Source organism: Pseudotenacibaculum haliotis, assembly GCF_042684245.1.
Taxonomy (GTDB): domain Bacteria; phylum Bacteroidota; class Bacteroidia; order Flavobacteriales; family Flavobacteriaceae; genus Polaribacter; species Polaribacter haliotis_A.
In genome coordinates, this window is record NZ_JBHULH010000001.1 from 1,093,868 (window position 1) to 1,119,109 (window position 25,242).

The following is a 25,242-nucleotide window of genomic DNA, read 5'->3' on the forward strand; positions in this document are numbered from 1 at the left end:
TACTTTTACCACGATTTACAGAAGATAATGATCAAAACAGATATACTCATTATTGGCGCAGGGCCAACAGGATTGTTTACAGTTTTTGAAGCAGGATTATTAAAATTAAAGTGTCATTTGATTGACGCCTTACCTCAACCGGGAGGACAGTGTTCCGAGATCTACCCTAAAAAACCTATATACGATATTCCGGCATATCCGGAAATTTTAGCCGGTGATCTAACCGATAAATTACTAGAACAGATCAAGCCGTTTGAGCCTGGATTTACCCTAGGAGAGCGTGCCGATACCATAGAAAAGTTAGAAGACGATACATTTATCGTTACCACCAATAGAGGAACAAAACACCACGCACCTGTAGTTGCTATTGCAGGAGGTTTAGGAAGTTTTGAGCCTCGCAAGCCACCTATTTCCAACATTGCAGATTACGAAGACAAAGGTGTAGAATACATCATTCGTGATCCGGAGATCTATCGCGATAAAAAAGTAGTGATTGCCGGTGGTGGAGATTCTGCTTTAGACTGGTCTATCTTCTTAACAGACGTTGCATCGGAAGTAACTTTAGTACACAGAAGAAACGAATTCCGTGGAGCTTTAGATTCTGTAGACAAAGTACAAGAACTAAAAGATGCCGGAAAGATCAACTTGATTACTCCTGCAGAAGTAAAAGAGATTCATGGTGAAGATCATGTTACCGGAGTAACGATCATCAAAAACAAGGATGAAAAATTCACCTTGGACACAGATCATTTTATTCCTCTATTTGGATTGTCTCCAAAACTAGGACCTATTGCTAATTGGGGCTTAGAGATAGAAAAGAATGCGATCAAAGTTAACAATGCGTTGGATTACCAAACTAATATTCCGGGAATCTATGCCATTGGGGATGTAAATACGTATCCGGGAAAATTAAAGCTGATTTTATGTGGTTTCCACGAAGCAACTTTAATGTGTCAGAGTGCTTACCAACGTATTTTTCCTGACAAGAAATATGTGATGAAATATACAACTGTAGGTGGTGTAGAAGGTTTTGACGGAACCAAAAAAGAAGCGCCAAAAGCAGTTGTGAAAAAAATTGAATAAAACTAAATGTATAGAAAGCTAAGAAAATTATCTCTTCAAGCACGAATACTCTGTATAGGAGTAGCTTTCTTCATTTGGATTAAATTAGGTTCTTTTATAAATGTAAAAGGTGAATTAGCACTAGTACTCTCCACCATTGTATTAGCAATAATAACATTTGTTTTTTTGATTTTAATTCCGGAAAACTTAGAAAAACCTAACAACAAAAAATAAGATTTATAGTGGATATTACCATTAAAATAACTGACAGAGACGGCGTTACTCACGAAGTATTAGCTCCTACAGACATGGCAATGAACTTGATGGAAGTAGTTCGTTCTTACGAACTTGCTCCTGAAGGAACTATTGGTGTTTGTGGCGGAATGGCCATGTGTGCCTCTTGTCAGTGTTATGTAAAATCCGACCACGAATTACCTGAAATGTCGGACGATGAAGACTTGATGTTGGCAGAAGCTTTTTATGTAGAAGACAACAGTCGTTTGGGATGTCAAATCCAAATGAATCCTGAATTAGATGGCTTAGAAGTAGAATTAGCTCCTGAGAGTTAAATTCATTCACACTTTTAATTATATTTGTATAGCGTTATCTTTAAAGCGCTTAGCCATGTATAAGGAGTTATTGATTCACTTAAAATTTCTTATCAAGAGAAACCCCGAGTAAAGTTGTTCAATGAAACAATTGATTAGTTCATGGATGTACCAATGAGCCTTGGTCATTGCTGCATTTTCTTATTAACTTATTAAATCATTGAAAAATGCCTTTTTATCATAAACTCGGGAAAATACCTCCCAAAAGACATATACAATTTAGAAAAGAAGACGGAAGTCTTTATTATGAGCAATTGTTTGGTACAATTGGTTTCGATGGAATGTCGTCTAACCTCTATCATGAGCATAGACCAACCATGGTAAAAGAAATCAGAAAGCAGTATTCTGTTGCGCCAAAAGTTGCCAAAGCCAATAATATTCAATCGTATCGATTCAGAGGGTTCCAAGTTCCTCAAGTCGAAGATTATTTAGAAAGTAGAAAAGTGGTTTTAACCAATTCAGATTGTAATATCATTCTCTCTGCTCCTAAACAATCAACAAACGATTACTTTTATAAAAACACCGATGCAGACGAAGTTATTTTTGTGCATCGTGGTACAGGGAAATTAAGAACCCACATGGGGAATCTTGATTTTAAATATGGAGACTACCTTGTAATTCCACGTGGTATGATCTATAAATTGGATTTCGACACGGAAGACAACCGTTTGTTTATCGTAGAATCCTATCGTCCTGTATATACTCCAAAAAGGTATAGAAACTGGTTTGGACAGTTATTAGAGCACTCTCCGTTTTGTGAGCGAGATATTCGTCAACCACAAGAATTGGAGACCTATAACGAAAAAGGAGATTTTCTTATGAAAATCAAAAAACAAGACGAGATCATAGAAATGGTTTACGCTTCTCACCCTTTTGATGTTGTGGGCTACGACGGATATAATTATCCGTATGCTTTTTCTATTCACGATTTTGAACCAATCACCGGAAGAGTTCATCAACCACCACCGGTACATCAAACATTTGAAACAGATGCTTTTGTGATCTGTAGTTTTGTGCCTCGTTTGTATGATTATCATCCAGAAGCAATTCCGGCTCCATACAATCACAGTAATATAGACTCTGATGAAGTTTTGTATTATGTTGATGGTGACTTTATGAGCAGAAACGATATTGACGCAGGTCATATCTCACTGCACCCCGCGGGAATTCCTCACGGACCACACCCGGGAGCAACGGAAAGAAGTATTGGGCAAACTGAAACTGAAGAATTAGCGGTAATGGTAGACACCTTTAAGCCGTTAAAAGTCACAGAAGAAGCCATGAAGATAGCCGATGAAGATTATTACAAATCTTGGCTCGAGTAAACAATGTGTAAATGTGCTAATGACATTCTCGAATTAGCCAATTATCAACCTTTCAAATCAAACAAAAATGTCAAAAGAGATAAAATCAGTAAACTACGGTTTAGAAAAAATATTTGAAGGAGCTCAAGATTTCCTTCCATTACTAGGTACAGACTATGTAGAATTCTATGTAGGAAACGCCAAACAATCGGCGCACTTTTACAAAACTGCATTCGGTTTTCAGTCCTTTGCTTATAAAGGTCTAGAGACAGGATCTACAGATTCTGTAAGCTATGTGCTAAAACAAGATAAGATCCGTTTGGTCTTAACAACTCCACTAAATAGCAAATCTCCCATCAACGATCATATTGTAAAACACGGTGATGGTGTAAAAGTGGTTGCGCTATGGGTAGATGATGCCCGAAGTGCTTATGAAGAAACTACCAAAAGAGGAGCCAAATCTTATATGGAGCCTACTGTTGAAACTGACGAACACGGGGAAGTAGTAAGAGCCGGGATCTATACTTATGGTGAAACTGTACATATGTTTGTAGAACGTAAAGACTACAACGGTACTTTTATGCCGGGATTCCAAAAATGGGAATCTGACTACAATCCAAGTCCGGTTGGTTTAAAATTCATCGATCACATGGTAGGTAATGTAGGTTGGGGACAAATGAATAAGTGGGTAAAGTGGTATGAAGATGTAATGGGATTTGTAAACTTCCTTTCATTTGATGATAAGCAAATTCACACTGAATATTCTGCCCTAATGAGTAAGGTGATGAGCAACGGAAACGGGCGTATTAAATTCCCGATCAATGAGCCTGCAAAAGCACCAAAACGTTCACAGATCGAAGAATATTTAGATTTTTATGAGGGCGAAGGCGTACAGCATATTGCCGTAGCCACAGATGATATTATTGAAACAGTTTCTCAATTAAAAGCAAGAGGTGTTGAGTTCTTACCTCCACCACCTCAATCTTATTATGATATGATTCCTGAGCGATTGGGAGAGCATATGGAGATTATGAATGAAGATATCAATAGGCTTCAAGAGCTTTCCATCTTGGTGGATGCAGATGAAGAAGGGTATTTGCTTCAGATCTTTACCAAACCAGTAGAAGATAGACCTACTTTATTCTTTGAAATTATTCAGAGAATGGGAGCAAAAGGTTTTGGAGCAGGAAACTTTAAAGCCTTATTTGAATCTATCGAAAGAGAGCAACAAAAAAGAGGAACTCTATAATTAATAAAGGGAAAGAAGTAAAGAGAAGGAAGAAAGGATAACCATTCCAACTGTTTTCTACTCTTTACTTCTTTGATTCTTATCAAAATGAACAACAACTATCTTTTTACATCAGAGCGATTAGGTTTTCGAAATTGGCAAGATGATGATTTGGAAGAATTTGCCAGCATGAATGCCGACCCTGAGGTCATGGAGCATTTTCCAAAGGTGCTTACTAAGCAAGAAACTTTTGATTTTATCAAACGTCTTCAAAAACATTTTGAAGAAAGAGGATACAATTATTTTGCCACGGAAATAGTAGAAACAGGTGAATTCATTGGTTTTATTGGTCTTGCTTATCAAGACTATGAAACAGCATTTACTCCTGCTGTAGATATTGGTTGGCGCTTGAAAAGGTCTTCTTGGGGAAAAGGATATGCAACCGAAGGTGCCAAAAGATGCCTTGAGTATGCCTTTGATGATCTCAAACTAGATCACGTGGTTTCAGTTTGTGTTTTAGCCAATGAGAATTCAGAAAACGTAATGAATAAAATAGGGATGGTTAAAAAAGGAACTTTTAACCACCCAAAACTTAAAGAATATCCAGCACTTGAAAAATGTGTTTGGTACGAAATTCAAAAGAACTAAAATGAGCAAAGAAGAAATATTAAAATCCATTGAGGAGAAATATGAGAAACTAGGAGTCCCAATGGATTCTATGCTAGAAGGATTACTTTGGAGCAAACCTATCACCTACTGGGACTATATACAAACCGATGCCTTATTAGGTTTGCAAACTCCTAGAACAACACAACCAGACGAAATGGTTTTTATCATGTATCATCAGGTAAATGAATTGTTGTTTAAAATGATCCTATGGGAAATTGATCAGGTAGCAAAATCTGAAGAAGTGGAAGTAGGAAAGTTTACCAAGCATTTGATGCGAATCAGTCGTTATTTCGATATGCTTTGTAGTTCTTTTACTGTGATGGCAGACGGAATGGATCCAGAGCAATATTTAAAATTTAGAAATACCTTAACTCCTGCCAGTGGATTTCAAAGCGCTCAGTATAGAAAAATAGAATTTGCCTCTACAGAACTCATCAATTTGATCGATGCTCGTTTTAGAGATACCATAGACAGAAACTCATCTTTTAAGAATGCTTACGATCATTTGTATTGGCAAGCTGCAGGCAAAAACCATAAGACAGGAGAAAAATCAATTTTGATCAAGCTTTTTGACAAAAAGTACATGGGTGATTTTATTGATTTCATGGAAGATTATAATGAGTGCAATCTTTCAAAAAAATTCAAGCAACTACCGGAAGAAGTACAGAAAGATGAAGAATTAGTTAAAGCCATGCGTCATTACGATTATACCGTAAATGTAAAATGGGTAATGGCTCACTACAACGCAGCCGGTAAATATTTAGGAGGAGATGAAAAAGAGCTGGAAGCAACTGGCGGTAGTAGTTGGCGCAAATATTTACACCCCAAATACCAAAGGAGAATTTTCTTCCCTTACTTATGGAGCGAAGAAGAATTGAACAATTGGGGAACGTTCTAAAAAATGATAAATAATCGTTAAAAAAGCTATTGGAAGATCACTTCGGATAGCTTTTTGTTTTTCTATCAATCAAATTTCACGCATTTTTTATAAGTTTGAAACATATGAAAAGAAATACGTTAACCATTCTCCTCTTACTCGTTTCTCTGATTACATTTTCACAAGAAACAACCCCTAAGGCTTATAAAAGTGGCGAATGGCTGCAATACAGAATGAGTTATAGCGGTTTTTTAAAAGCCGGTACTGCTACGCTTGAACTAAAGGAAACTGTTCTTGACGGGAAAAAAGTCTATCATGCCAAAGGTTTTGGAAAAACCAGTACAATCATAGGGTGGTTCTTTAAAGTAAGAGACACCTACGAATCTTATTTTGATACAGAAACTTCAAAACCTTACCTCTTTAAAAGAGATGTTAATGAAGGCGGACATATTATTAGAAGAGACATTAAGTTCGATCATAAAAACAAGATCGCTACCATTCACGATCATAAGTACAAAAAGGTAACGCAAGAGCCCATTGGAAATGTTCAGGATATGATCTCTTCTTTTTATTACTTGAGAAATATAAATATTGACACCTTAAAAGTTGGAGATGAGATTGGTATGGACATGTTTTTTGATTCAAAAACCTATCCGTTCAAACTTAGATACTTAGGAACAGAAATACTTAAAACCAAATTCGGTAAAGTAAAAACAATCAAACTAAGACCTATTGTTCAGGCAGGTCGTGTTTTTAAAGAAAGTGAAAGTGTTACTATTTGGGTAACTGCTGATGACAATAAGATTCCAATAAAATTAAAAGCTTCTTTGGCTGTTGGTTCCTTAAGAGCTGAATTAAAAGCATTTAAAGGATTGGCAAATTCATTTAAGATTATATTTGATTAAATTGTATTTTTACCAAAAATCAGATAAACCCTTTTTCCCATTGAAAAAACTAGTTTTCTTTTTTCTATCCACCCTCCTACTGTTCTCCTGTGGAAAAGATCAGAAAAAAGACCTCCCCAAAACAGAAACATTAAAAGCCTCTATTCCAGAGATCATTTACGAGTTTGGTTATAAGCTCAACGATTATAAAGTGATCAAGGATACTATTAGAAAAGGTGAAAGTTTTGGGATTATTCTAGACAGACATCATGTTTTCTATCCAAAGATCAATAAGATCGCTACAACCATCAAAGATACTTTTGATGTAAGAAGGGTAAGGGTCGGTAAGCCATACATGATATTGGCTAAAAAAGATTCAACAGAAAAAGCACAGGTGTTTATCTACAAGGATAGTAAGGCTACAGCTACGGTTGTAGACTTTCAAGATTCTACCATCACTGCTTATAAATACAGAAAACCCATTAAGATCGTAGAAAAAGAAGTAGCCGGAAGAATCTACTCTACTCTATCTGAATCTATGGATAGTTTACACCTCAACCCTAATCTTACCTATGCAGTAGCAGACATTTATGCCTGGACTTTGGATTTTTACAAACTACAACGTGGAGATAAATTTAAGTTGATCTACGAAGAGAAATTCATAGACGATTCTGTTTTTGTAGGATATGGAAAAGTAAAAGCAGCTCTTTTCACGCACAATAGAAAAGATCTGTACGCTTATCGATTTGTTCCAGATTCTATCAAAGGAATTCCTGAGTATTATGACGAAGAAGGAAACATGCTTCGAAGTCAATTTTTACGATCTCCGATCAAATTCAGGTACCGTATTTCTTCTCGCTATAACCTTAAGCGTAAGATTGCTTATTATGGTAGGGTAAAACCTCATAAAGGAACTGATTTTGCAGCCCGAGTAGGAACTCCAATTATGGCTACTGCCAGCGGAACGGTTGTAGAATCGGCAAGAAGAGGAGGAAATGGAAATTATGTAAAGATCAGACACAACAATATCTACTCTACCCAATACCTCCATATGAGTAAGCGAAAGGTAAAAAAAGGACAATATGTAAAGCAAGGAGACATTATTGGCTGGGTAGGAATGACCGGAAACACAAGTGGGCCTCATGTTTGTTACCGTTTCTGGAAATACGGAAGACAAGTAGATCCTTTCAAACAAAAGTTGCCTTCTGCCAAACCGCTTAAGAAAAGCCTAAAACCTAAGTTCTTGGAGTTTATCAAACCTCTTAGAGAACAACTAGACAATATACAGTACCCCGAAAGAACAGCTGAGACTGTAGAAATTATAGCTCAAAACTAACGAAACATGCCATTACTTAATAGCAATCCTACAAGCACTGATGCTTGGAAAAAACTGGAGTCTCATTTTAATGAAATGAACTCATTTTCTATTCAAAAAGCATTTAACGACGATTCTGAAAGAAAGAATGATTTTTCTATTACTCTCGATGACCTTTTTCTAGATTATTCAAAGAATAGAATCGATCACAAAACGATGGAATTGCTTGTTGAGTTGGCCAATGAGTTGAATTTAAAAGATGCTATTGAAAAGTATTTCTCCGGAGACACCATTAATGTTACTGAAGGAAGAGCTGTACTACACACTGCATTAAGAAGCAATACAGAAGACCCGATCTTGATTGATGGAAAAGACATCAAACCACACATCAAAAAAACCTTGAGAAAGATGCGAATCTTTTCCAATAAGGTTATTTCGGGTGATTGGAAAGGATACACAGGAAAGAAGATCACAGATGTTGTGAACATTGGAATTGGAGGATCAGATCTAGGCCCGGATATGGTTGTAGAAGCACTTCAATATTATACCAATCATTTGAACACTCATTTTGTTTCTAATATTGATGGAGATCATGTTTCTGAAATTCTAAAAAAATTAAACCCTGAGACCACTTTATTTGTGATCGTTTCTAAGACCTTTACTACTCAAGAAACCATTACCAATGCCAACACCATCAAGAATTGGTTTTTAAAATCGGCTTCTCAATTCGATATCGCAAAACACTTTGTAGCCGTTTCAACAAACTTAGATGCTATTGATGCCTTTGGAATTGACCCTAACAATGTATTCCCTATGTGGAATTGGGTTGGAGGTCGTTTTTCTTTATGGTCGGCAGTTGGATTGTCTATCAGTTTATCTGTTGGGTATGACAATTACAGGTCTTTATTGAACGGAGCTGAAAAAATGGATCTTCACTTTAGAAACACTTCTTTTGATGAAAACATTCCGGTAGTTTTGGCTTTGTTAAGTGTTTGGTACAATAACTTTTATAATGCCGAATCTGAGGCCATTTTACCTTACACACAATACCTAACAAAATTAGCTCCATACTTACAGCAAGCCATTATGGAAAGTAATGGAAAAAGTGTTGATAGAAATGGAGATGTTATCAACTATCAAACCGGTACCATTGTTTGGGGAAGTACGGGAACCAATATGCAACATGCTTTTATGCAATTGGTGCACCAGGGAACCAAACTAATTCCTGCTGATTTTATTGGTTACAAAGAATCTTTATATGGTCTTACAGATCATCACAAAAAACTAATGGCAAACTACTTTGCCCAAATGGATGCTTTGGCATTTGGTAAGAGCAAAGAGGATGTTCATTTGGAATTAAAGTTTTCCGGAAATGCTGATCAGATCTCTACTCTAATGCCTTACAAAGTTTTTGAAGGAAACAGACCCAGCAACGCTATTTTATTTGACAAGTTAACCCCGGAATCTTTGGGAATGCTTATTTCTATGTATGAACATAAGATTTTTGTTCAGGGAATTATTTGGAACATCTTCAGCTATGACCAATTTGGTGTAGAATTAGGAAAAGAGCTGGCAAAGAAGTTGTTAAATAACGCTTAAAATTTCCTTTTATTTTTTGTTTAATTCTGTTTTCACATTTTGTTAATAAGATGGTTGATATTTAACCCCCTACAAAACAGTATTTTAAAAATTAAAACACTACATTTAAGTTCGTTAAAGTCTTGTTAAAGCTTAACATTAAGTTAACACTACACCCCGCAAAATAAAAGACTTTTGCAAAGCATTTAATAACATAAAATTCTACAATGAAAAACTTAAAGCACTTATTATTTGTAGCGCTATTTTTCTGTGCAGCTGCAGTAATTGGACAAACAAGGATTTCGGGAACCGTTGTTGACGAAACTAACGAAGGTTTACCTGGAGCTAGTGTTGTAATTAAAGGTACAACGAACGGAACTCAAACTGATTTTGATGGGAAATTTACCCTTTCATCTCAATCAAACAGTGGTACTATCGTTATCTCTTTTATTGGTTATAAATCTAAAGAAGTTTCTTTCTCAGGAGCTGGAGATTTAGGTACAATCAAATTAGAAGAGCAAGACAATGTCTTAGACGAGATCGTAATCAAAGGTCTTATTGACGTTGCAAAAGATAGAGAAACTCCTGTAGCAGTTTCTACCATTAAAGCTGCTGAAATTCAAGACAAATTAGGATCTCAGGAATTCCCTGAAATCTTAAACAACACTCCATCTGTTTATGCAACTAAATCTGGAGGAGGTTTCGGAGATGCTAGAATCAACATTCGTGGATTCGCTCAAGAAAACATCGCGGTATTAATCAATGGAGTTCCTGTGAACGACATGGAGAACGGTAGAGTATTCTGGTCTAACTGGGCTGGTTTATCTGACGTTACTACTGCAATGCAAGTACAAAGAGGTTTAGGATCTTCTAAATTAGCTATCTCTTCTGTTGGAGGTACTATTAACATTATTACTAAAACTACTGACAAGAAAAAAGGTGGTGTAGCAATGAGTTCTGTAGGTAACGATGGTTACTTCAAAAACTTATTCTCTTACTCTACTGGTAAAAACGAAAATGGTTTTGCTGCTTCTTTCTTATTAAGTAGAACTGCTGGAGAAGGTTACGTTCAAGGAACTGAATTCGAAGGATACAACTACTTCGTTGGATTAGGATGGGATAAAGAAGACCACAACATCCAATTCATGTTAACTGGAGCACCTCAAACTCACAACCAAAGAACTACAAGTTTCTTTAACACAGCAACTTTAGAGAACTACATCCGTTACGGAAGAAAATATAACTTCAACCACGGATACTTAAACGGTAAAGAGTTTAACTGGAGAAAGAACTTCTACCACAAGCCGGTAGCTTCTTTAAACTGGACTTGGCAAATTAACGATAACTCTAACTTAACTACTTCTGCTTACGTTTCTTTTGGACGTGGAGGTGGAACAGGAGATATCGGAAGATTACCTGGATTTAGATTTGCTTCTAACTCAATTTTTAGAAATCAAGATACTGGAGTTGTATTATGGGATGATATCGTAAGATACAACCAAGGTGAAGCTGTTGTTTTCTCTGACGGAAACACTTACCAAAGAGATCCATCTGATGGAAACATCAACGATAACAGAGACAACGGTTTAACAAGAAGAGCTTCTATTAACTCTCACAACTGGGTTGGATTGTTATCTAACTACAACACTCAATTAAACGAGAACTTATCTTTAGATTTCGGTATTGATGTACGTAGATATAAAGGAATTCACTACAGAAGACTTGACAACTTATTAGGAGCTAACGGATATAGAGTTTCTAGAGATCAAAACAATGTTGGAACAGTACTTACTACTGAGTATGATTCTGATCTTGGTAGCTTATGGAATGTATTCAGAAGTACTGATGATGAAGAGAAAATCGACTACCACAATGACGGTTTAGTTCGTTGGTTTGGTGTATTCGGTCAGTTAGAGTATAAAAACGATAACATTTCTGCATTCGTTCAAGCTTCTGCTTCTCAACAAGGATTTAAGAGAATTGATTACTTCAACTACTTATCTACTGATCCTGCAAGAGAAACTGACTGGGAGAACATCTTAGGAGGTAACATTAAAGGAGGATTAAACTGGAACATTGATGAGAACCACAATGTATTTGGTAACGCTGGTTACTACTCTAAGCAACCTTTCTTTGATGCAGTTTTCTTAAACTTTAGAAATGACGTTAACGAAGATACAGTTAACGAGAAGATCTTAGGACTTGAATTAGGATACGGATATAGATCTGAAAACTTCTCTGCAAATGTGAACTTATATAGAACACAGTGGAAAGACAGATTCGTATACTTTGGATTCGAAAACTCTGCTACTAACGAAGAAGGTAATGCTCAATTACAAGGAATTACTCAATTACACACAGGAGCTGAAATAGATTTTACTTATGATGTATCAGAAAATGTTAGATTATTAGGTACTGCTTCTATTGGTAACTGGAGATATAAAGACAGAATTACTGGTACTGCATTTGATGATTTCCAAAACCCAATTGGTACTATTGATTTAGATGTAGATGACGTAAAAGTTGGTAACTCTCCTCAAACTGTATTCAGAATTGGAGCTGTTGTAAGACCTTTTGAGAACTTCTCAATTGACTACAACCAACGTTTTAGCTCTAAATTATACTCTGACTTAGTTATTGATAACTCTTTAAATGATGATGCTAGTCAATTAGATCCTGCTATTGAATTACCTGGATACAGTCTTTCTGACTTAGGTTTCTCATACAGATGGAACTTGAAGAACACAGACAACCAGTCTATCAACTTCAGATTAAACATCAACAACTTATTCGATCAAGTATATATTGCTGAATCTATTACTAACTACCAAGTTGGACGTAGAGGAAACTTCGATACTTTCGATGGAATTAACACAGATAACAAAGCTTTCTTTGGTTTCGGAACTACTTGGAACTTCACAGTAAGATACCGTTTCTAAGCACAGAAATCTATACATATAAAAAACCACCTCAATTGAGGTGGTTTTTGTATTTTTACAAGACTAAATTCTAACGAAATGAAACTAATTCACTCTTACTGGGCCTACATCGTCCTTATCATGCTGCTTATTGCTGTTTTTAATGCAATTTCCGGACTTTCTAAAAAAAGAGAGTTTACCAACAAAGATCTAAGGATCGGGTTGTTTACTTTAATTGTTTCTCATATTCAATTATTAATTGGTTTAGGATGGTATTTTGCCAGTCCGTATTACAAAGTTTTAAAAGCGAATGCCAGTGAGGTGATGGGAGAATCTGGGGCTAGATTATTGGCTGTAGAGCACCCAATTATGATGATCATCGCTATCGTACTTATTACAATAGGTTGGTCTAAACACAAAAAGAAAACAGAAGACAGTGCCAAATTCAAAACATTTGCCATCTTTTACGGAATTGCACTTGTGCTAATCTTGGCAAGAATTCCTTGGAATCAGTGGCCTGCATTCTAACACTATAAATTCCTGAGATTTTCTCAGGTTTTTTTATATCTATCATGAAAATTATTAGCTACCTCTTTTCTACGATCTTTGGGATTGTTTTTCTTTTAATTTTATTGATCTTCCATCCATTACAATGGATCGGGTTAAAATTTGGATACAACTCGCATAAGAATGTAGTAGACTTTATGAATTGGTGTTTGGTTAAAGCATTGTTGATTCTTGGAAACACAGTACACTTTACCAAACATGCTCCTATTCCTAAGAATGCCTCCATTATTTTTGCTGCGAATCATCAAAGTTTGTTTGATATTCCGCCTATGATATGGTATCTAAGAAAGCATCATCCAAAGTTTGTTTCTAAGATTGAATTGGGAAAAGGCATTCCCAGCGTTTCTTTTAATTTAAAGCACGGAGGAGCAGCATTGATAGATAGGAAAGACCCGGCTCAAGCTCTTAGGGAGTTAGAAAATTACGGAAAGAGAATTCACGATAATCAATGGTCTGCTGCCATTTTTCCTGAAGGTACCAGAAGTAGAAACGGTGTTCCTAAAAAGTTTTCTGTAAATGGCCTAAAAATGATCATCAAGTACAACCCGGAAGCTTATATCGTTCCTATATCTATCAATAACTCATGGAAGGTATATCGTTATGGAAAGTTTCCTTTAGGAATGTTCAACAGAATTACTTTAGAAACACACGAACCTATTCCGCTTAAAGGTGCAGATATAGATCAAGTACTAAAGGATACCGAAGCGGCTATTAAAAAACACATCAACCCTTAATGGTAAACTGATCTCTATCGTTTAAGAAATTTAATTTCTTTCTCGTTTCATTCAGTCCTGATTTGTGCAAGGTGATTTGCAAGTAACCTTCTTCTCCTTCTTGAGTGGTAGCTATTTCTTTACCTAAATAATCGTATGCGGTTGTATGGCCAATATATTCATACCCGTTCTTATCTTCTCCTACTCTATTTACTCCAATACAATAGCTCATGTTTTCTATAGCTCTGGCTTTTAACAACGAGTCCCATGCTACAATTCTTGGCTTAGGCCAATTTGCCATGTAAAGTAGTACTTCGTAGTCATCATTGAATCTAGACCATACCGGAAATCTTAGATCGTAACAGATCAAAGGAAACAACTTCCAACCCTTATAATCAATAATTAGCTTTTCTGTTCCAGAAGTATACTCTTCATCCTCTCCGGCTAGGCTAAAAGAATGCCTTTTATCATACGTTTCAATACTCCCATCAGGATGCACAAAAATGGCTCTGTTATGGTAGTTATTGTTTTCTTCAATCACAACACTACCCACAATGGCTGTGTTCTTGCTTGTTGCCATTCTCTTCATCCAATCAACCGTAGTTCCATTCATTGGCTCAGCCATCATTTTAGGCTGCATGGTAAATCCGGTAGAAAACATTTCTGGCAAAACAACTAAATCAACTTCTGAAGAAAGTTCATCTATTGTCTTTTCAAAAGACTCAAGGTTTTTCTGACTATTTTCCCAAACTAAATTTGCCTGAATTGCAACTACAGTAAGTGTTTCTTGCATGGAATTAATTTTTAAACAATATTATAAAATTAGGACAACAATTTTGTACATTGTTGTAAGAAAGTAGACCTCTTCTATGCAAACGTTTATCTCTGAAACTCTTGATGATATCCTTTTAGCCCATGCGTCGTTAAAAGACTGTGTGTTGGTCTTACCATCGCAAAGAGCCGGAGTATTTGTTAAAAGTGAGTTGCGAAAGAAAGTAGCTCATGGGTTTCTGCCGGAAATTTTTACTATTGAAAAGTTTGTAGAAAAGATCGCTCAGATCAAAAGCGGAGATACCATTCAACTCCTATTTGATTTTTATAAGATCTACTGCCAAATAGAAGAAGATCCCGATACTTTTGATGTCTTTTCATCTTGGGCTTTTGTTGCCTTACAGGATTTTAATGAAGTAGACCAGTACTTGGTTAATTCTCATGATATTTTTACTTATTTAAGAGACATCCAACGTTTGAGGAAATGGTCTGTAAAAGGTGAGTTTAAAGAAACAGAGCTGATCAAAGATCATTTTAAGTTCATGGAATCTTTGGGAAAATATTACCAAAAATTCTATGATTTCTTACTTGAGAAAAAAACAGGATACCAAGGCTTATTATATAGAGAGGCAACTCATAAAGTAGCTTCTTTTATAGAGCAACAAACCGATAAAAAGTTCTTTTTTATTGGGTTTAATGCTTTAAACAAAGCCGAAGAATTTTTATTTCAACAATTCTTAGCTACCCAAAGAGCAGATATTTACTGGGACATAGATCGCTCCTTTTTTGAAAGCAATCATGCTGCCGGATCATTTATAAGAGGATATAAAACACAGTGGAAATACTATCAAAACAGAGATCTAAAACTAGTCTCTTCTCACTTTTCTAGCCCGAAAAAAATCGAGGTTATTGGAGCCACTAAAAACATTGCTCAGTTAAAGTATGCCGGAGAGATCTTAGAAAGCTTTGAGAGTTTTGAAAACACTGCGCTGGTATTGGGAGACGAATCTTTGCTTTCTGTTGCACTCAATTCCATTCCAAAAAAGGTAAGTTCCATCAACATTACCATGGGATACCCTCTTCAAAATGTGCCTACATCGCAATTTGTGGTTTCTGTTTTTCAATTGTTCATCAATCAAGAAAAACTTCAGAAATCAGATACCAACGAGTTTTATTACAAAGACGTTATTCGTTTTTTTAAGAACCCAATCGTTTATCAAATCATTCAAAAACACGATCCGGAACTTATTTTTCACATTCAAAATACCATTTCCGGCGAAAACCGTTCGTTCTTAAGTGGAGAACTAATTCAATCTTACTTTGCTGATCTAGATAACGAAGTTTCTGAACTCCTTTCAACAATCTTTGCGCCTATAGATACCGTAGAAGAATTCATCAATAGAATCTTGTACTTTATTGAGGCTGTAAGAGACGATGTAACCGTACTGGAAAAAGAATATTTATATAGATTCTATACTGCCTTTACCCAGCTAAAGAATTTAAACAACACACATGGGTATTTTCAAAGTATTAAAACGCTTTTTATCTTTTACAGAAGGATTGTTGCCTCAGAGAAGCTTTCTTTCCAAGGAGAGCCTTTAAGAGGACTGCAATTGATGGGAATGTTAGAAACTCGTGTGCTCGATTTTGAGAATGTGATCATTACTTCTGTAAACGAAAGTATCATTCCTTCCAACAGCACTCAAAATACCTTTATTCCTTTTGATGTAAAGCTGCAATTTGGACTGCCTACTTATAAGGAAAAAGATGCCATCTTCTCCTATCACTTCTTCCGTTTGTTGCAAAGAGCAAAGAATGTATATCTCTTGTACAATACAGAAAGTGATTCCTACGGAAGTGGTGAAAAAAGCCGATTTATTTCTCAATTGGAATTGATCAATCCAGATATTACAACTTCCTTCCTAAACCAAAAAGTAGTTACACAAAAAAGAGAATTACAAGAGATTCATAAACACCCTTCTGTTCTAAAAAAATTGGAAGAACTGGCTAAAAAAGGAATCTCTCCTTCTGCCATTGCCAATTATTTGTACAACCCTATTGCTTTTTACAAGGATAAGATTTTGGGCATACGCGAACTTGAAGAAGTAGAAGAAACTGTAGCTGCCAACACTTTAGGAACCGTAGTTCATGATACTTTAGAAGAACTCTACAAACCTTATATTCATCAGTTTTTAAAGCTCGAAGACCTTCAGTCTATGCAAAAAATTGCCAAAGGACTGGTTGAAAAATATTTTCGAAAGCACTTTAGAAGTGGCGAAATGAACCAAGGAAAAAACCGATTGATCTTTGAAGTTGCCAATAGATATATAGAACGATTTTTGAGCTCAGAAAAAGAAGTTCTCAAAGCCGGACATCAATTAAAGATTATAGCTACAGAACAAAAACTGGAAACTACATTACAGATTCCCGGTGTAGATTTTCCTGTAAAGATCAAAGGAATTGTAGATAGAATTGATGAGTTAAACGGAGTAACCCGCGTAATTGATTACAAAACAGGAATGGTGGCTGCTAATGATTTGAGAGTTGCAGATCTGGAGCTGTTGAAAGACTTTAAATACAGCAAAGCCATACAGATTCTTTTGTATTCTCTCTTATACACACAAGACAAAAGCATTGATGCCGATAGATTGGAAGCAGGAATTTATTCTTTTAAAAATCTGAAAAACGGATTCTTACGAGTGAATTTCTCTGGAAACTACCGATCTCCGGATTATAAAATTTCGGAAGAGCGATTGCAAGAAGCTATAGATCGTATAGGTGAAGTGATTGCAGAAATCTACAATCCTCTTATTTCTTTTAAAGAACCGGAGGAGTTGCCTTTTTAAAAACTTAGCCTTTTAGCTTTACATCTTTATACACCTCTTTCAACATCTCACAAGGGTCTACATCAATAGCAAGAGCAATCAAATACAGTTCATCTGCTCGAAGTTTAGTTGAATCGTTTGAACTCAATTGAGAAAGTCGAGCCTGACTTATTCCAGTTCTTCTGGAAACCATTGCCCTATTCACAGATTTTTTAGTTAAGTATAGCCCTAAAGAAGTCATAAACCTTTCGAATTTGTTGAGATAAATTTAGCTATTGAAAAGATTAATATAGAATTTCTATATTTTTATTTTGAATTTTAATAGATTATGAATAGATTTGTTTAGAAAATCTAAAGATTGATATAAAAAATGAAAAGATATACCAAAGCTGATTTAGAAAAAATAGTTTACTCACAATACGAAAACTTAAATGCAATACACGATCTGTTGCGTATTATGAAACATCAAAATGAGTTGTTGCAGGAAGTCAATAAAAAGCTAAAAGACGAAATGACTGAGGTAAAGTGTAAAATGTACCCAAAGCTTAGAAGAAAAAAGTAAGTCTTCTCTAAGTTTATACAAGGAAGCTCTGTATTTTAGTTCTCTAATTTTTATTAATGACCATTCAATTCAAACAAATAGAACCTAAAGATAAAGAGGTTGTCTTACACTTATTTAAAGAAACTGCAGAAAAGATCCATCAAATGAATGTAGATCATTGGCAGTATTGGAAAAATCCGCCCCAAGAAAAAATACAATGGGTAGAAGAAGGCATTCAGAACAAGGAGTTCTTTTTTATTGAAACTTCTAACAATGAAAATTTAGGCATGGTTAGAATCATGAATGAAGACATGCTGTATTGGGGCAAGCAAAACGAAAAGGCTAAATACATTCATTCTTTGGTAATTAAAGAAGCCTATAACGGAAAAGGATTGGGATCTAAAGTTATTGAAGCCATTGCAAGAAATGCTCAAAAAGAAGATACTAAATATCTGAGGCTAGATGCTGTTGCAAAAAATACAGGTCTTTGCAGGTATTACGAAAAACTAGGTTTTAAAAAAGTAGGAGAAAAAGCAATGCCTTTATCTGTGAACAACCTATATGAGAAAGCTTTATAAAAGAACAAAAGTTACGCTTTTAAACAGGCTATATACGATTACGTAAAGATGACGTAAACTTGACGTCATCAGAAATATGAAGCCCGAAATACATTTGCTGAAACAAAAATTACATTCAACATGGAAACAAAAAATTTAGCAAAAAAATTAAAAGAATTACGCTCTTTAAGAGGCATGTCTCAAGAGTATTTAGCAGAAGAATCTCGTGTAAGCCTACGAACAATTCAAAGAATTGAAAACAATGAATCTACTCCTACAGGCGAAACTATTAAAAGAATTGCAAGTGCTTTAGATGTAGAGTTAAGCGAGTTATCTGAACAAGGAAGCATTTCTGAAACTGCAGATATAAAAGCAACAATTGTTTATCTAAAAAAACAGCTTAGCAAAACAAGTGAAAAATCGGAGATCAAAACCTTCGAAAGGTTTATTGGCATTTTAACCAAGCTTAGAGAGAAGAATTTAGATCCGGAACAAATAGAGGGAATTGAGCGTTATCTAGAATACTTAGAACTCGAAAAAATACCTTCATTTAACAACGAGATCTTTAAAAGAAAATTAAACCTCTTTAAAAAGTATCTAAAAAATAAATTACGATTTGTTCCTGCTAATTATTACACAGCACTAACTGCCGGATTTGGAATTGCGTTTGCAACTGGGTTTGCCGTGCAAACCAATATTGATACACCTATTAAAATTGGTGTAATTTCTGCTGCTGTTTTGTTAATTATTATAGGCATAGCTATAGATTCAAGTATAAAAAAGCAGAATCGTTCATTCAATTTCTAAAAAACCGAAAAGAATAGAACAAACATTTATAATTTTATAATTGTGAGTAGAATATAAAATTGCTATGAAAACACTGTGGTTTTTACAGTTCTTATTATTTAGAGAATGACTAATAAAAAACTTGACATATTATTTGAAGAATTTGAAAAAATAGGAACAGCTATTAAACTTCAAAGTCATAAAACATTGATTGATCTTAATGAGATAGCCAACAAAATGTTTTTTGTAAAAAAAGGTGGTGCTGTACTCTATCACATTCACCCAAAAACAGGAGAAGAAAGAGCCATCAATTTTTTCATTCCCGGTTATCACCCTGTAGCCACTATTGCCGAATCTTTTGCTTATGGAAAGCCTTCTAAATATCGTCTTGCAACCTTTACCAACTCTGAATTGATTGAAATTTCAAAAGAAGCCGCAACAAGCTTAAGAAACAATCCTGAGTTTGGCGAAATCTTCCAAAACTATGGAATAATGACTCTTTTGGAGAAAAATGAATTGAGAGCAATGCTAATTAGTTTGAGTAGTGAAGAAATGCTTCATTACCTTCATGCCAACTTACCACAAATCATTCAGCAAGTCCCTTCAAAGTACATTGCCAATTTTTTAGGGATCACTCCACAATGGTTGAGCAAGCTAAAGCACAGTCTTTGATTTCTGAAATTAATTTCAGCTTTAAGAAGCCTATTATTTTTAATTATGTAGTTCGGAATTTTCAGTAATTAAAAATAGTTTTATCAAGGAAATATGAAGAAGTGGAATGCAGACAGCATACCTGATCTTAGCAACAAAACGGCAATAGTAACAGGTGGTAATGCAGGTTTAGGATATCAAATTAGTTTAGAACTAGCTCGCAAAAATGCTAAAATAGTAATCGCTTGTAGAGCGCAAGAAAAAGGGTTAGAAGCTATTAAAAGAATAGAAAAAAAGCTCGGTAGAAAAATCGATTTTGAAGTCATTCGTTTAGACCTGACAGACATCAATTCAATTAGGCAATTTGCAAATGAGTTTGGTCGAAAAAACAATCAACTGGACATTCTTGTTAATAATGCAGGCGTTGTTAGCTTAAAAGAACGTCTCGTAACCAATGACGGAATTGAAATGCATTTAGCCACCAATCATTTGGGGCATTTTGCCTTAACCGGGTTACTTCTTCCGCAGATTAAAAAAGCACATGATGCAAGAGTAGTTACAATGTCTAGTGGCGGCTATCTTTTTGCCACGTTAGATTTTAACGATATGAATTGGGAAAAGCGAGCTTATGACAGAACAAAATGTTACGGAGCAAGCAAATTAGCCAACCTATTGTTTATGGTTGAATTGGACAGGCAATTTAAAAAACACAGATACTCGGCAATTTCAGTAGGATCGCATCCGGGACTTTCGGCAACTAAAGGGCAAAAGAACAGAGCTGAAGGATTATTCTATAAAACCATGGCTCAATCAGTTGAAGTTGGTGCCTTACCTGCATTGATGGGAGCTACAGCTAAAAACATTGAAGGAACAACCTATTTTGGCCCAAGATGGTTTATAAGAGGCTACCCCAAACCTTCAAAAATGAAAGATGTTGTTTTTGATAAAGAGCTGGCTAAAAAACTTTGGGATTTTAGTGTAGAAAAAACAGGTATAGATTATGTGTTCTAAAGTGATTGACAAGCATAAAAAAAGACAACAATCTAATTGTTACATTAGATCATTGTCTCATTAAACTTGTGGAGCATATCGGAGTCGAACCGATGACCTCTACGCTGCCAGCGTAGCGCTCTAGCCAGCTGAGCTAATGCCCCAAATTATTTTCCCATAGCTATAAAGAACTTTTGCAAACCAGCCAGCTGACCTGCCCGAATGAATTCGTTCAGGCGGGGCTAATGCCCCATTTACTAAAGGTTTCCAAATGTATTGCTAAAAAATATAGGAACAAAGAATTTTTTACAATTCTCAGGTACTTTTGGCAAGTTCAGATTACTGTCTTCCGCTTAAAACTAATAACGGAATAGAACAATGGAATTCCGATTTCAAAACCGTATTGGTTTGCCACAGTTTCTTAAAAAACCCTCTTTTACGTCTAAATACGCATAACAAATCCGGATTGTTTGATTGGAAATGTTCTAAAACTCCTTGGAATGTAGTTACATTCTCTGTAGTAGTTAAGTTGTTTTGCATTGCTTGTAAAGCATCGTCCAACACCAAATCTTCTTCTTTATAATCAGGAGTTTTTACCAATAAAAGGTTCACTTTGGTATCAAATTTACTTTTGATTGCTTGCAAAGCTGTCAACATTCCTTCTTTGCGAAGAACACCCGATTTAAATGCTGTTAATGCTGTAGTATAAGGTTTGAATTGATATCCTTCCGGAACAACCAACACAGGAATTTCTGTTTGCTTTACAATACTTCCAGAAGTATTTCCTAAGAAGACCTCTTCTTTAATGGAGTTACTTCTTGGTCCTACCACAACTAAATCAATACCTATCTCATCGTTAATGGCATTAATACTTTCAATTACAGAACCTCTTGCAGTAGCAACTTTGATGTTTACATCTTTCTGATCAATTGAGTTTACAATAGAACGCAAATACAACTGCGTTTCTTTGGCCATAAACTCATCAACATTCATCATAGTCCCCGCTTTAGAAAACACCTGATAAGCTCTAAAAACAGTTACCTGAGCATTAAACTCTGCAGCAAAGTTTATAGCATATTGCAATGTGTTAGACGCATTGTCTGTGGAGCCTATTGGGACTAAGATATGTTTCATGATCGTAAGTTTGGTTTCACACAAAGGTACATTTTTTTTGGATGTAATTTCGTTCGAAAAACAACGGGTATCCTTACCTTTGTGTTTCAATTATTTCCGTTGAAAACAGACATCAGTTTTAAGAGGATAAACACCTTAGCGATCCCTGCTTTGATCGCCGGAATTGCTGAACCTTTAATCTCGATTACTGATACTGCCATTATTGGAAATATAGATTTTCAAGCCAAAGAAAGTTTAGGAGCTGTTGCTATTGTAGGTTCTTTCCTTTCTATGCTTATTTGGGTTTTTGCTCAGTTTAGAAGTGCCATTTCATCCATCATTTCTCAGTATTTAGGAGCTCACAAATTAGATGAAGTAAAAACCTTGCCCGCGCAAGCCACACTTATTGTTGTGATCATAAGCATGCTTATTATTGCAATTACTTATCCTTTTGCAGAATTTATCTTTAAGATTTACGGTGCTGAGCATTTGATCTTAACCTATTCTATAGACTACTATGAGATACGGATTTTTGGATTGCCTTTTACCTTATTTGTCTTTGCTGTTTTTGGAACATTTAGAGGGCTTCAAAATACCTTTTACCCTATGGTAATTGCCATTATGGGAGCCTTATTAAATATTGTGCTGGATTGGATCTTGGTATATGGTATAGAAGGGTGGATTCCAGCTATGAATATAGAAGGTGCTGCTTATGCTAGTGTAATTGCTCAAATAACCATGGCTATTACGGCTGCTGTTCTCTTGATAAAAAAGACTTCTATCCGATTGAAAGTTGTACTTCCATTTAACAAAGAAATTCCGAGATTGATTAAAATGGTGTTTGATCTGTTCTTAAGAACTGTTGCCCTAAATGCAGCTTTAATCTTTGCTGTGTACAGAGCTACAAGTTATGGTACTGATGCTTTGGCTCCTTACGGAATTGGAATTCAACTTTGGTTCTTTGGAGCCTTCTTTATTGATGGATATTCCAGTGCCGGAAATATCTTATCGGGTCGCTTATTGGGTGCCAAAGAGTATGATACTCTTGTGAAGTTAGGAAATCGTTTGATCAATTATGGATTTTTAACGGGTGTTGGTTTGGCTGCTTTTGGTTTCTTGTTCTACAATTACATTGGAGAAGTATTTATTCAAGATCAAGCCGTATTAGATCGCTTTTACGAGGTTTTCTGGATCATATTGATCATGCAGCCTTTGTGTTCTATCACTTTTATTTTTGATGGTATGTTTAAAGGAATGGGATTGACCGGTTTTTTAAGAAACCTGCTTCTCTTTGCTACATTTATTGTTTTTATCCCATCGTTGATACTCTTTGACAAATTTGACCTAAAACTACACGGTGTTTGGTACACCTTTGTTTTATGGATTACAGCCAGAGGTTTGCCTTTGGTCATCAAATTCCGACGAAAGTTTTTGCCCCTTGTGGAAAAGAGTTAATTTTGACAAAACTTTTTTCATGAGTGCCATAAGAATCACCAAACAGTTTAATTTCGAAACAGGCCATGCCTTATATGGATATGATGGTAAGTGCAGAAATGTACATGGACATAGTTACAAGCTTTCTGTGACCGTTATTGGAAGCCCTATTAATGATTCTTCTCATGTAAAATATGGGATGGTTATTGATTTTGGTGATCTAAAAAAGATCGTCAACGAAGAAATTGTTGATGTGTTTGACCATGCTACAGTTTTCAATCAGAATACTCCTCATGTAGAGTTGGCAAAGGAATTAAAAGATCGCGGACATCATGTGTTGTTAGTAGATTATCAACCTACTAGTGAAATGATGGTTATTGATTTTGCTAGTAAGATCAAAGCAAGGCTTCCAGAAAATATTCAATTGCATTCTATTAAGCTTCAAGAGACTGAAACTTCATTTGCTGAGTGGTACGCTAGTGACAATTAGCAGAGATACAATTATCAGTTATTAGTAATACAATTATCATTGATCATTGATCATTGTTCACTGAACATTGAAGAAACTACTTTCCGTTAAAATTATTCATAGTATTGGCAAGGCCATCTGTACCAAAAGAGAGTACCGCTTTTACAGAAGTAGGAATACGTTCTATTAATTGACTTTCTTCATCTTTGTTCCATTCTCCTAAAACAAAGTCAACCTGACGTCCTTTAGGGTAGTTTCCTCCTACACCAAAGCGAAATCTAGCATATTTTTGTGTGCTCAATTTAGCCTCAATATCCTTCATTCCATTATGTCCTCCTGCACTACCTTTTGCTTTGAAACGAATGGCTCCAAAATCGATATTAACATCATCGGTAATGATCAATACATTTTCAAGTGCTACCTTCTCTTTGTCCATCCAGTACTTTACTGCTTTTCCACTTAAATTCATAAATGTACTTGGCTTTAATAGGACAAAGGTTCTTCCTTTGAAGCGAAAGCGAGTCACATCGCCTAATTTATCAGTCTCAAATTTAGCTTCGTGCTCTTTGGCCAAAGCATCAACAATTTGAAAACCGATATTATGTCGTGTGTTGGTATACTTTTCACCAATGTTTCCTAATCCGACGATCAAAAATTTTTTCATGAGTTCCTCTTTGCTTTCCTTGGGTTTTTTAGAGAAGAATTTTAGGATATTCATTCAGCAAAAATAGCAAAATAAAAAAGCGTTACTCATCGTAACGCTTTTTAAATGTTTTGTGCTATTGGACTTACTCTGCTTCAGCTTCTTCTGCTGCTGCTGCGTTTGCCATTGCGTTACGAGACATTCTTACTTGAGCAACCACAGTGTTGTCTGGGTGTAATAACGTATAGTTATCATTTCTCAACTCAGTAACATATAATTTGTTACCAATTTGTAACTCAGTAATATCAGCTTCGATAAAGTCAGGTAAGTTCGCTGGTAAAGCTTTTACTCTAAGCTTACGTAAGTTGTGACGTAAAGCTCCTCCGACCATTACCCCTTTCGCATTTCCTACCAAACGAACAGGAATGTTCATTGTGATTTCTTTGTCTTCGAATAATTGGTAGAAATCGATGTGTAAGATCTTATCACTTACTGGGTGAAACTGGATGTCTTGTAAAACAGCATCATAAGTTTGTCCGTCAAGTTCAATCTTTGCAGTGTATACATTTGGAGTGTACACTAAGTTTTTGAACGCTTTTTCATCTGCTGAAAAGTGAACAGGCTTGTCTCCTCCGTATAACACGCAAGGAACCTTTCCAGCATTACGTAAGGCTTTAGTAGCTACTTTACCTACGCTTTCTCTTTGAGATCCATTGATTGTAATTGATTTCATTACTTC

General features: G+C 35.6%; 25 protein-coding genes and 1 tRNA gene. 20 read left to right on the plus strand and 6 right to left on the minus strand.

The features are described 5' to 3' along the window. Nucleotides 1–27 precede the first annotated feature (27 nt). The 12 genes from ACFSRZ_RS05190 (at nt 28) to ACFSRZ_RS05245 (ending at nt 13,744) form a co-directional block, all read left to right on the plus strand. Nucleotides 28–1,083, plus strand: a complete 1,056-nt coding sequence (locus ACFSRZ_RS05190) for an NAD(P)/FAD-dependent oxidoreductase (protein ID WP_379665460.1) — start codon at nt 28–30, stop codon at nt 1,081–1,083. Between the two features lie 218 nt (nt 1,084–1,301). After that, nucleotides 1,302–1,631, plus strand: a complete 330-nt coding sequence (locus tag ACFSRZ_RS05195) for a ferredoxin (protein WP_379665504.1) — start codon at nt 1,302–1,304, stop codon at nt 1,629–1,631. 206 nt (nt 1,632–1,837) lie between these two features. Then, a complete protein-coding gene (locus ACFSRZ_RS05200; RefSeq protein WP_379665461.1) occupies nt 1,838–2,995 on the plus strand; it encodes a homogentisate 1,2-dioxygenase in 1,158 nt (385 codons plus the stop codon). Between the two features lie 67 nt (nt 2,996–3,062). Then, nucleotides 3,063–4,223, plus strand: coding sequence for a 4-hydroxyphenylpyruvate dioxygenase (gene hppD / locus ACFSRZ_RS05205; protein ID WP_379665462.1), 1,161 nt, complete (start codon nt 3,063–3,065; stop codon nt 4,221–4,223). Nucleotides 4,224–4,310: 87 nt separating this feature from the next. Then, nucleotides 4,311–4,850, plus strand: coding sequence for a GNAT family N-acetyltransferase (locus ACFSRZ_RS05210; RefSeq protein ID WP_379665463.1), 540 nt, complete (start codon nt 4,311–4,313; stop codon nt 4,848–4,850). A gap of 1 nt (nt 4,851) precedes the next feature. After that, nucleotides 4,852–5,769 (plus strand): tryptophan 2,3-dioxygenase family protein, encoded by a 918-nt coding sequence (locus ACFSRZ_RS05215; RefSeq protein ID WP_379665464.1) that lies wholly within the window; start codon nt 4,852–4,854, stop codon nt 5,767–5,769. A 104-nt stretch (nt 5,770–5,873) separates the two neighbouring features. Beyond that, on the plus strand, nt 5,874–6,653 hold the full coding sequence (locus ACFSRZ_RS05220; RefSeq protein WP_379665465.1) for a DUF3108 domain-containing protein: 780 nt from the start codon (nt 5,874–5,876) through the stop codon (nt 6,651–6,653). A gap of 40 nt (nt 6,654–6,693) precedes the next feature. Then, nucleotides 6,694–7,968 carry a peptidoglycan DD-metalloendopeptidase family protein gene (locus tag ACFSRZ_RS05225; RefSeq protein WP_379665466.1) on the plus strand — a complete coding sequence of 425 codons (1,275 nt, stop codon included), beginning with the start codon at nt 6,694–6,696 and terminating at the stop codon, nt 7,966–7,968. A 6-nt stretch (nt 7,969–7,974) separates the two neighbouring features. Continuing rightward, on the plus strand, nt 7,975–9,546 hold the full coding sequence (gene pgi, locus ACFSRZ_RS05230; RefSeq protein ID WP_379665467.1) for a glucose-6-phosphate isomerase: 1,572 nt from the start codon (nt 7,975–7,977) through the stop codon (nt 9,544–9,546). A 206-nt stretch (nt 9,547–9,752) separates the two neighbouring features. Beyond that, nucleotides 9,753–12,464 (plus strand): TonB-dependent receptor, encoded by a 2,712-nt coding sequence (locus ACFSRZ_RS05235; protein ID WP_379665468.1) that lies wholly within the window; start codon nt 9,753–9,755, stop codon nt 12,462–12,464. Between the two features lie 78 nt (nt 12,465–12,542). Continuing rightward, the gene (locus ACFSRZ_RS05240) at nt 12,543–12,971 is read left to right on the plus strand and encodes a hypothetical protein (RefSeq protein WP_379665469.1); all 429 of its coding nucleotides are present in this window, start codon (nt 12,543–12,545) and stop codon (nt 12,969–12,971) included. A gap of 44 nt (nt 12,972–13,015) precedes the next feature. After that, nucleotides 13,016–13,744 carry a lysophospholipid acyltransferase family protein gene (locus tag ACFSRZ_RS05245; protein WP_379665470.1) on the plus strand — a complete coding sequence of 243 codons (729 nt, stop codon included), beginning with the start codon at nt 13,016–13,018 and terminating at the stop codon, nt 13,742–13,744. On the opposite strand, the gene ACFSRZ_RS05250 is transcribed toward ACFSRZ_RS05245, so the two are convergent. Beyond that, entirely contained in the window at nt 13,734–14,516 is a 783-nt protein-coding gene (locus tag ACFSRZ_RS05250; RefSeq protein WP_379665471.1) for an amidohydrolase, read from the minus strand. The genes ACFSRZ_RS05245 and ACFSRZ_RS05250 overlap by 11 nt on opposite strands. A gap of 76 nt (nt 14,517–14,592) precedes the next feature. On the opposite strand from ACFSRZ_RS05250, the gene ACFSRZ_RS05255 reads away from it, so the two are divergent. Continuing rightward, entirely contained in the window at nt 14,593–17,340 is a 2,748-nt protein-coding gene (locus tag ACFSRZ_RS05255; RefSeq protein ID WP_379665472.1) for a PD-(D/E)XK nuclease family protein, read from the plus strand. A gap of 4 nt (nt 17,341–17,344) precedes the next feature. On the opposite strand, the gene ACFSRZ_RS05260 is transcribed toward ACFSRZ_RS05255, so the two are convergent. Beyond that, on the minus strand, nt 17,345–17,560 hold the full coding sequence (locus ACFSRZ_RS05260) for a helix-turn-helix domain-containing protein (protein ID WP_379665473.1): 216 nt from the start codon (nt 17,558–17,560) through the stop codon (nt 17,345–17,347). A 129-nt stretch (nt 17,561–17,689) separates the two neighbouring features. On the opposite strand from ACFSRZ_RS05260, the gene ACFSRZ_RS05265 reads away from it, so the two are divergent. From ACFSRZ_RS05265 to ACFSRZ_RS05285, 5 genes are all read left to right on the plus strand, one after another. Then, complete coding sequence (locus tag ACFSRZ_RS05265) at nt 17,690–17,881, plus strand: hypothetical protein (RefSeq protein ID WP_379665474.1); 192 nt, start codon at nt 17,690–17,692, stop codon at nt 17,879–17,881. Nucleotides 17,882–17,937: 56 nt separating this feature from the next. Then, complete coding sequence (locus tag ACFSRZ_RS05270; protein WP_379665475.1) at nt 17,938–18,438, plus strand: GNAT family N-acetyltransferase; 501 nt, start codon at nt 17,938–17,940, stop codon at nt 18,436–18,438. A 120-nt stretch (nt 18,439–18,558) separates the two neighbouring features. After that, entirely contained in the window at nt 18,559–19,224 is a 666-nt protein-coding gene (locus ACFSRZ_RS05275; protein WP_379665476.1) for a helix-turn-helix domain-containing protein, read from the plus strand. 105 nt (nt 19,225–19,329) lie between these two features. Beyond that, entirely contained in the window at nt 19,330–19,875 is a 546-nt protein-coding gene (locus tag ACFSRZ_RS05280) for a Crp/Fnr family transcriptional regulator (protein ID WP_379665477.1), read from the plus strand. A gap of 93 nt (nt 19,876–19,968) precedes the next feature. Next, complete coding sequence (locus ACFSRZ_RS05285; RefSeq protein ID WP_379665478.1) at nt 19,969–20,865, plus strand: oxidoreductase; 897 nt, start codon at nt 19,969–19,971, stop codon at nt 20,863–20,865. Between the two features lie 69 nt (nt 20,866–20,934). On the opposite strand, the gene ACFSRZ_RS05290 is transcribed toward ACFSRZ_RS05285, so the two are convergent. Beyond that, nucleotides 20,935–21,008: transfer RNA gene (locus ACFSRZ_RS05290), tRNA-Ala, on the minus strand. 175 nt (nt 21,009–21,183) lie between these two features. Then, entirely contained in the window at nt 21,184–21,978 is a 795-nt protein-coding gene (locus ACFSRZ_RS05295; protein WP_379665479.1) for a universal stress protein, read from the minus strand. A 99-nt stretch (nt 21,979–22,077) separates the two neighbouring features. On the opposite strand from ACFSRZ_RS05295, the gene ACFSRZ_RS05300 reads away from it, so the two are divergent. Both ACFSRZ_RS05300 and ACFSRZ_RS05305 read left to right on the plus strand, forming a co-directional pair. Further along, entirely contained in the window at nt 22,078–23,412 is a 1,335-nt protein-coding gene (locus tag ACFSRZ_RS05300; protein WP_379665480.1) for an MATE family efflux transporter, read from the plus strand. A 19-nt stretch (nt 23,413–23,431) separates the two neighbouring features. Beyond that, entirely contained in the window at nt 23,432–23,881 is a 450-nt protein-coding gene (locus tag ACFSRZ_RS05305; RefSeq protein ID WP_379665481.1) for a 6-pyruvoyl trahydropterin synthase family protein, read from the plus strand. 76 nt (nt 23,882–23,957) lie between these two features. On the opposite strand, the gene pth is transcribed toward ACFSRZ_RS05305, so the two are convergent. Both pth and ACFSRZ_RS05315 read right to left on the minus strand, forming a co-directional pair. Then, complete coding sequence (gene pth / locus ACFSRZ_RS05310; RefSeq protein WP_379665482.1) at nt 23,958–24,524, minus strand: aminoacyl-tRNA hydrolase; 567 nt, start codon at nt 24,522–24,524, stop codon at nt 23,958–23,960. 124 nt (nt 24,525–24,648) lie between these two features. Then, nucleotides 24,649–25,236 carry a 50S ribosomal protein L25/general stress protein Ctc gene (locus ACFSRZ_RS05315; protein ID WP_379665483.1) on the minus strand — a complete coding sequence of 196 codons (588 nt, stop codon included), beginning with the start codon at nt 25,234–25,236 and terminating at the stop codon, nt 24,649–24,651. Nucleotides 25,237–25,242 lie beyond the last annotated feature (6 nt).

What these genes read in the sequence shown, in the direction of transcription:
- ACFSRZ_RS05270 (WP_379665475.1), top strand. Translation starts at nt 17,938, where the DNA reads ATGACCATTCAATTCAAACAAATAGAACCTAAAGATAAAGAGGTTGTC.
- ACFSRZ_RS05265 (WP_379665474.1), top strand. Translation starts at nt 17,690, where the DNA reads ATGAAAAGATATACCAAAGCTGATTTAGAAAAAATAGTTTACTCACAA.
- ACFSRZ_RS05305 (WP_379665481.1), top strand. Translation starts at nt 23,432, where the DNA reads ATGAGTGCCATAAGAATCACCAAACAGTTTAATTTCGAAACAGGCCAT.
- pth (WP_379665482.1), bottom strand. Translation starts at nt 24,524, where the DNA reads ATGAAAAAATTTTTGATCGTCGGATTAGGAAACATTGGTGAAAAGTAT.
- ACFSRZ_RS05200 (WP_379665461.1), top strand. Translation starts at nt 1,838, where the DNA reads ATGCCTTTTTATCATAAACTCGGGAAAATACCTCCCAAAAGACATATA.
- ACFSRZ_RS05285 (WP_379665478.1), top strand. Translation starts at nt 19,969, where the DNA reads ATGAAGAAGTGGAATGCAGACAGCATACCTGATCTTAGCAACAAAACG.
- ACFSRZ_RS05220 (WP_379665465.1), top strand. Translation starts at nt 5,874, where the DNA reads ATGAAAAGAAATACGTTAACCATTCTCCTCTTACTCGTTTCTCTGATT.
- ACFSRZ_RS05280 (WP_379665477.1), top strand. Translation starts at nt 19,330, where the DNA reads ATGACTAATAAAAAACTTGACATATTATTTGAAGAATTTGAAAAAATA.
- ACFSRZ_RS05210 (WP_379665463.1), top strand. Translation starts at nt 4,311, where the DNA reads ATGAACAACAACTATCTTTTTACATCAGAGCGATTAGGTTTTCGAAAT.
- ACFSRZ_RS05215 (WP_379665464.1), top strand. Translation starts at nt 4,852, where the DNA reads ATGAGCAAAGAAGAAATATTAAAATCCATTGAGGAGAAATATGAGAAA.
- hppD (WP_379665462.1), top strand. Translation starts at nt 3,063, where the DNA reads ATGTCAAAAGAGATAAAATCAGTAAACTACGGTTTAGAAAAAATATTT.
- ACFSRZ_RS05250 (WP_379665471.1), bottom strand. Translation starts at nt 14,516, where the DNA reads ATGCAAGAAACACTTACTGTAGTTGCAATTCAGGCAAATTTAGTTTGG.
- ACFSRZ_RS05275 (WP_379665476.1), top strand. Translation starts at nt 18,559, where the DNA reads ATGGAAACAAAAAATTTAGCAAAAAAATTAAAAGAATTACGCTCTTTA.
- ACFSRZ_RS05245 (WP_379665470.1), top strand. Translation starts at nt 13,016, where the DNA reads ATGAAAATTATTAGCTACCTCTTTTCTACGATCTTTGGGATTGTTTTT.
- ACFSRZ_RS05255 (WP_379665472.1), top strand. Translation starts at nt 14,593, where the DNA reads ATGCAAACGTTTATCTCTGAAACTCTTGATGATATCCTTTTAGCCCAT.
- ACFSRZ_RS05235 (WP_379665468.1), top strand. Translation starts at nt 9,753, where the DNA reads ATGAAAAACTTAAAGCACTTATTATTTGTAGCGCTATTTTTCTGTGCA.
- ACFSRZ_RS05295 (WP_379665479.1), bottom strand. Translation starts at nt 21,978, where the DNA reads ATGAAACATATCTTAGTCCCAATAGGCTCCACAGACAATGCGTCTAAC.
- pgi (WP_379665467.1), top strand. Translation starts at nt 7,975, where the DNA reads ATGCCATTACTTAATAGCAATCCTACAAGCACTGATGCTTGGAAAAAA.
- ACFSRZ_RS05190 (WP_379665460.1), top strand. Translation starts at nt 28, where the DNA reads ATGATCAAAACAGATATACTCATTATTGGCGCAGGGCCAACAGGATTG.
- ACFSRZ_RS05260 (WP_379665473.1), bottom strand. Translation starts at nt 17,560, where the DNA reads ATGACTTCTTTAGGGCTATACTTAACTAAAAAATCTGTGAATAGGGCA.
- ACFSRZ_RS05240 (WP_379665469.1), top strand. Translation starts at nt 12,543, where the DNA reads ATGAAACTAATTCACTCTTACTGGGCCTACATCGTCCTTATCATGCTG.
- ACFSRZ_RS05315 (WP_379665483.1), bottom strand. Translation starts at nt 25,236, where the DNA reads ATGAAATCAATTACAATCAATGGATCTCAAAGAGAAAGCGTAGGTAAA.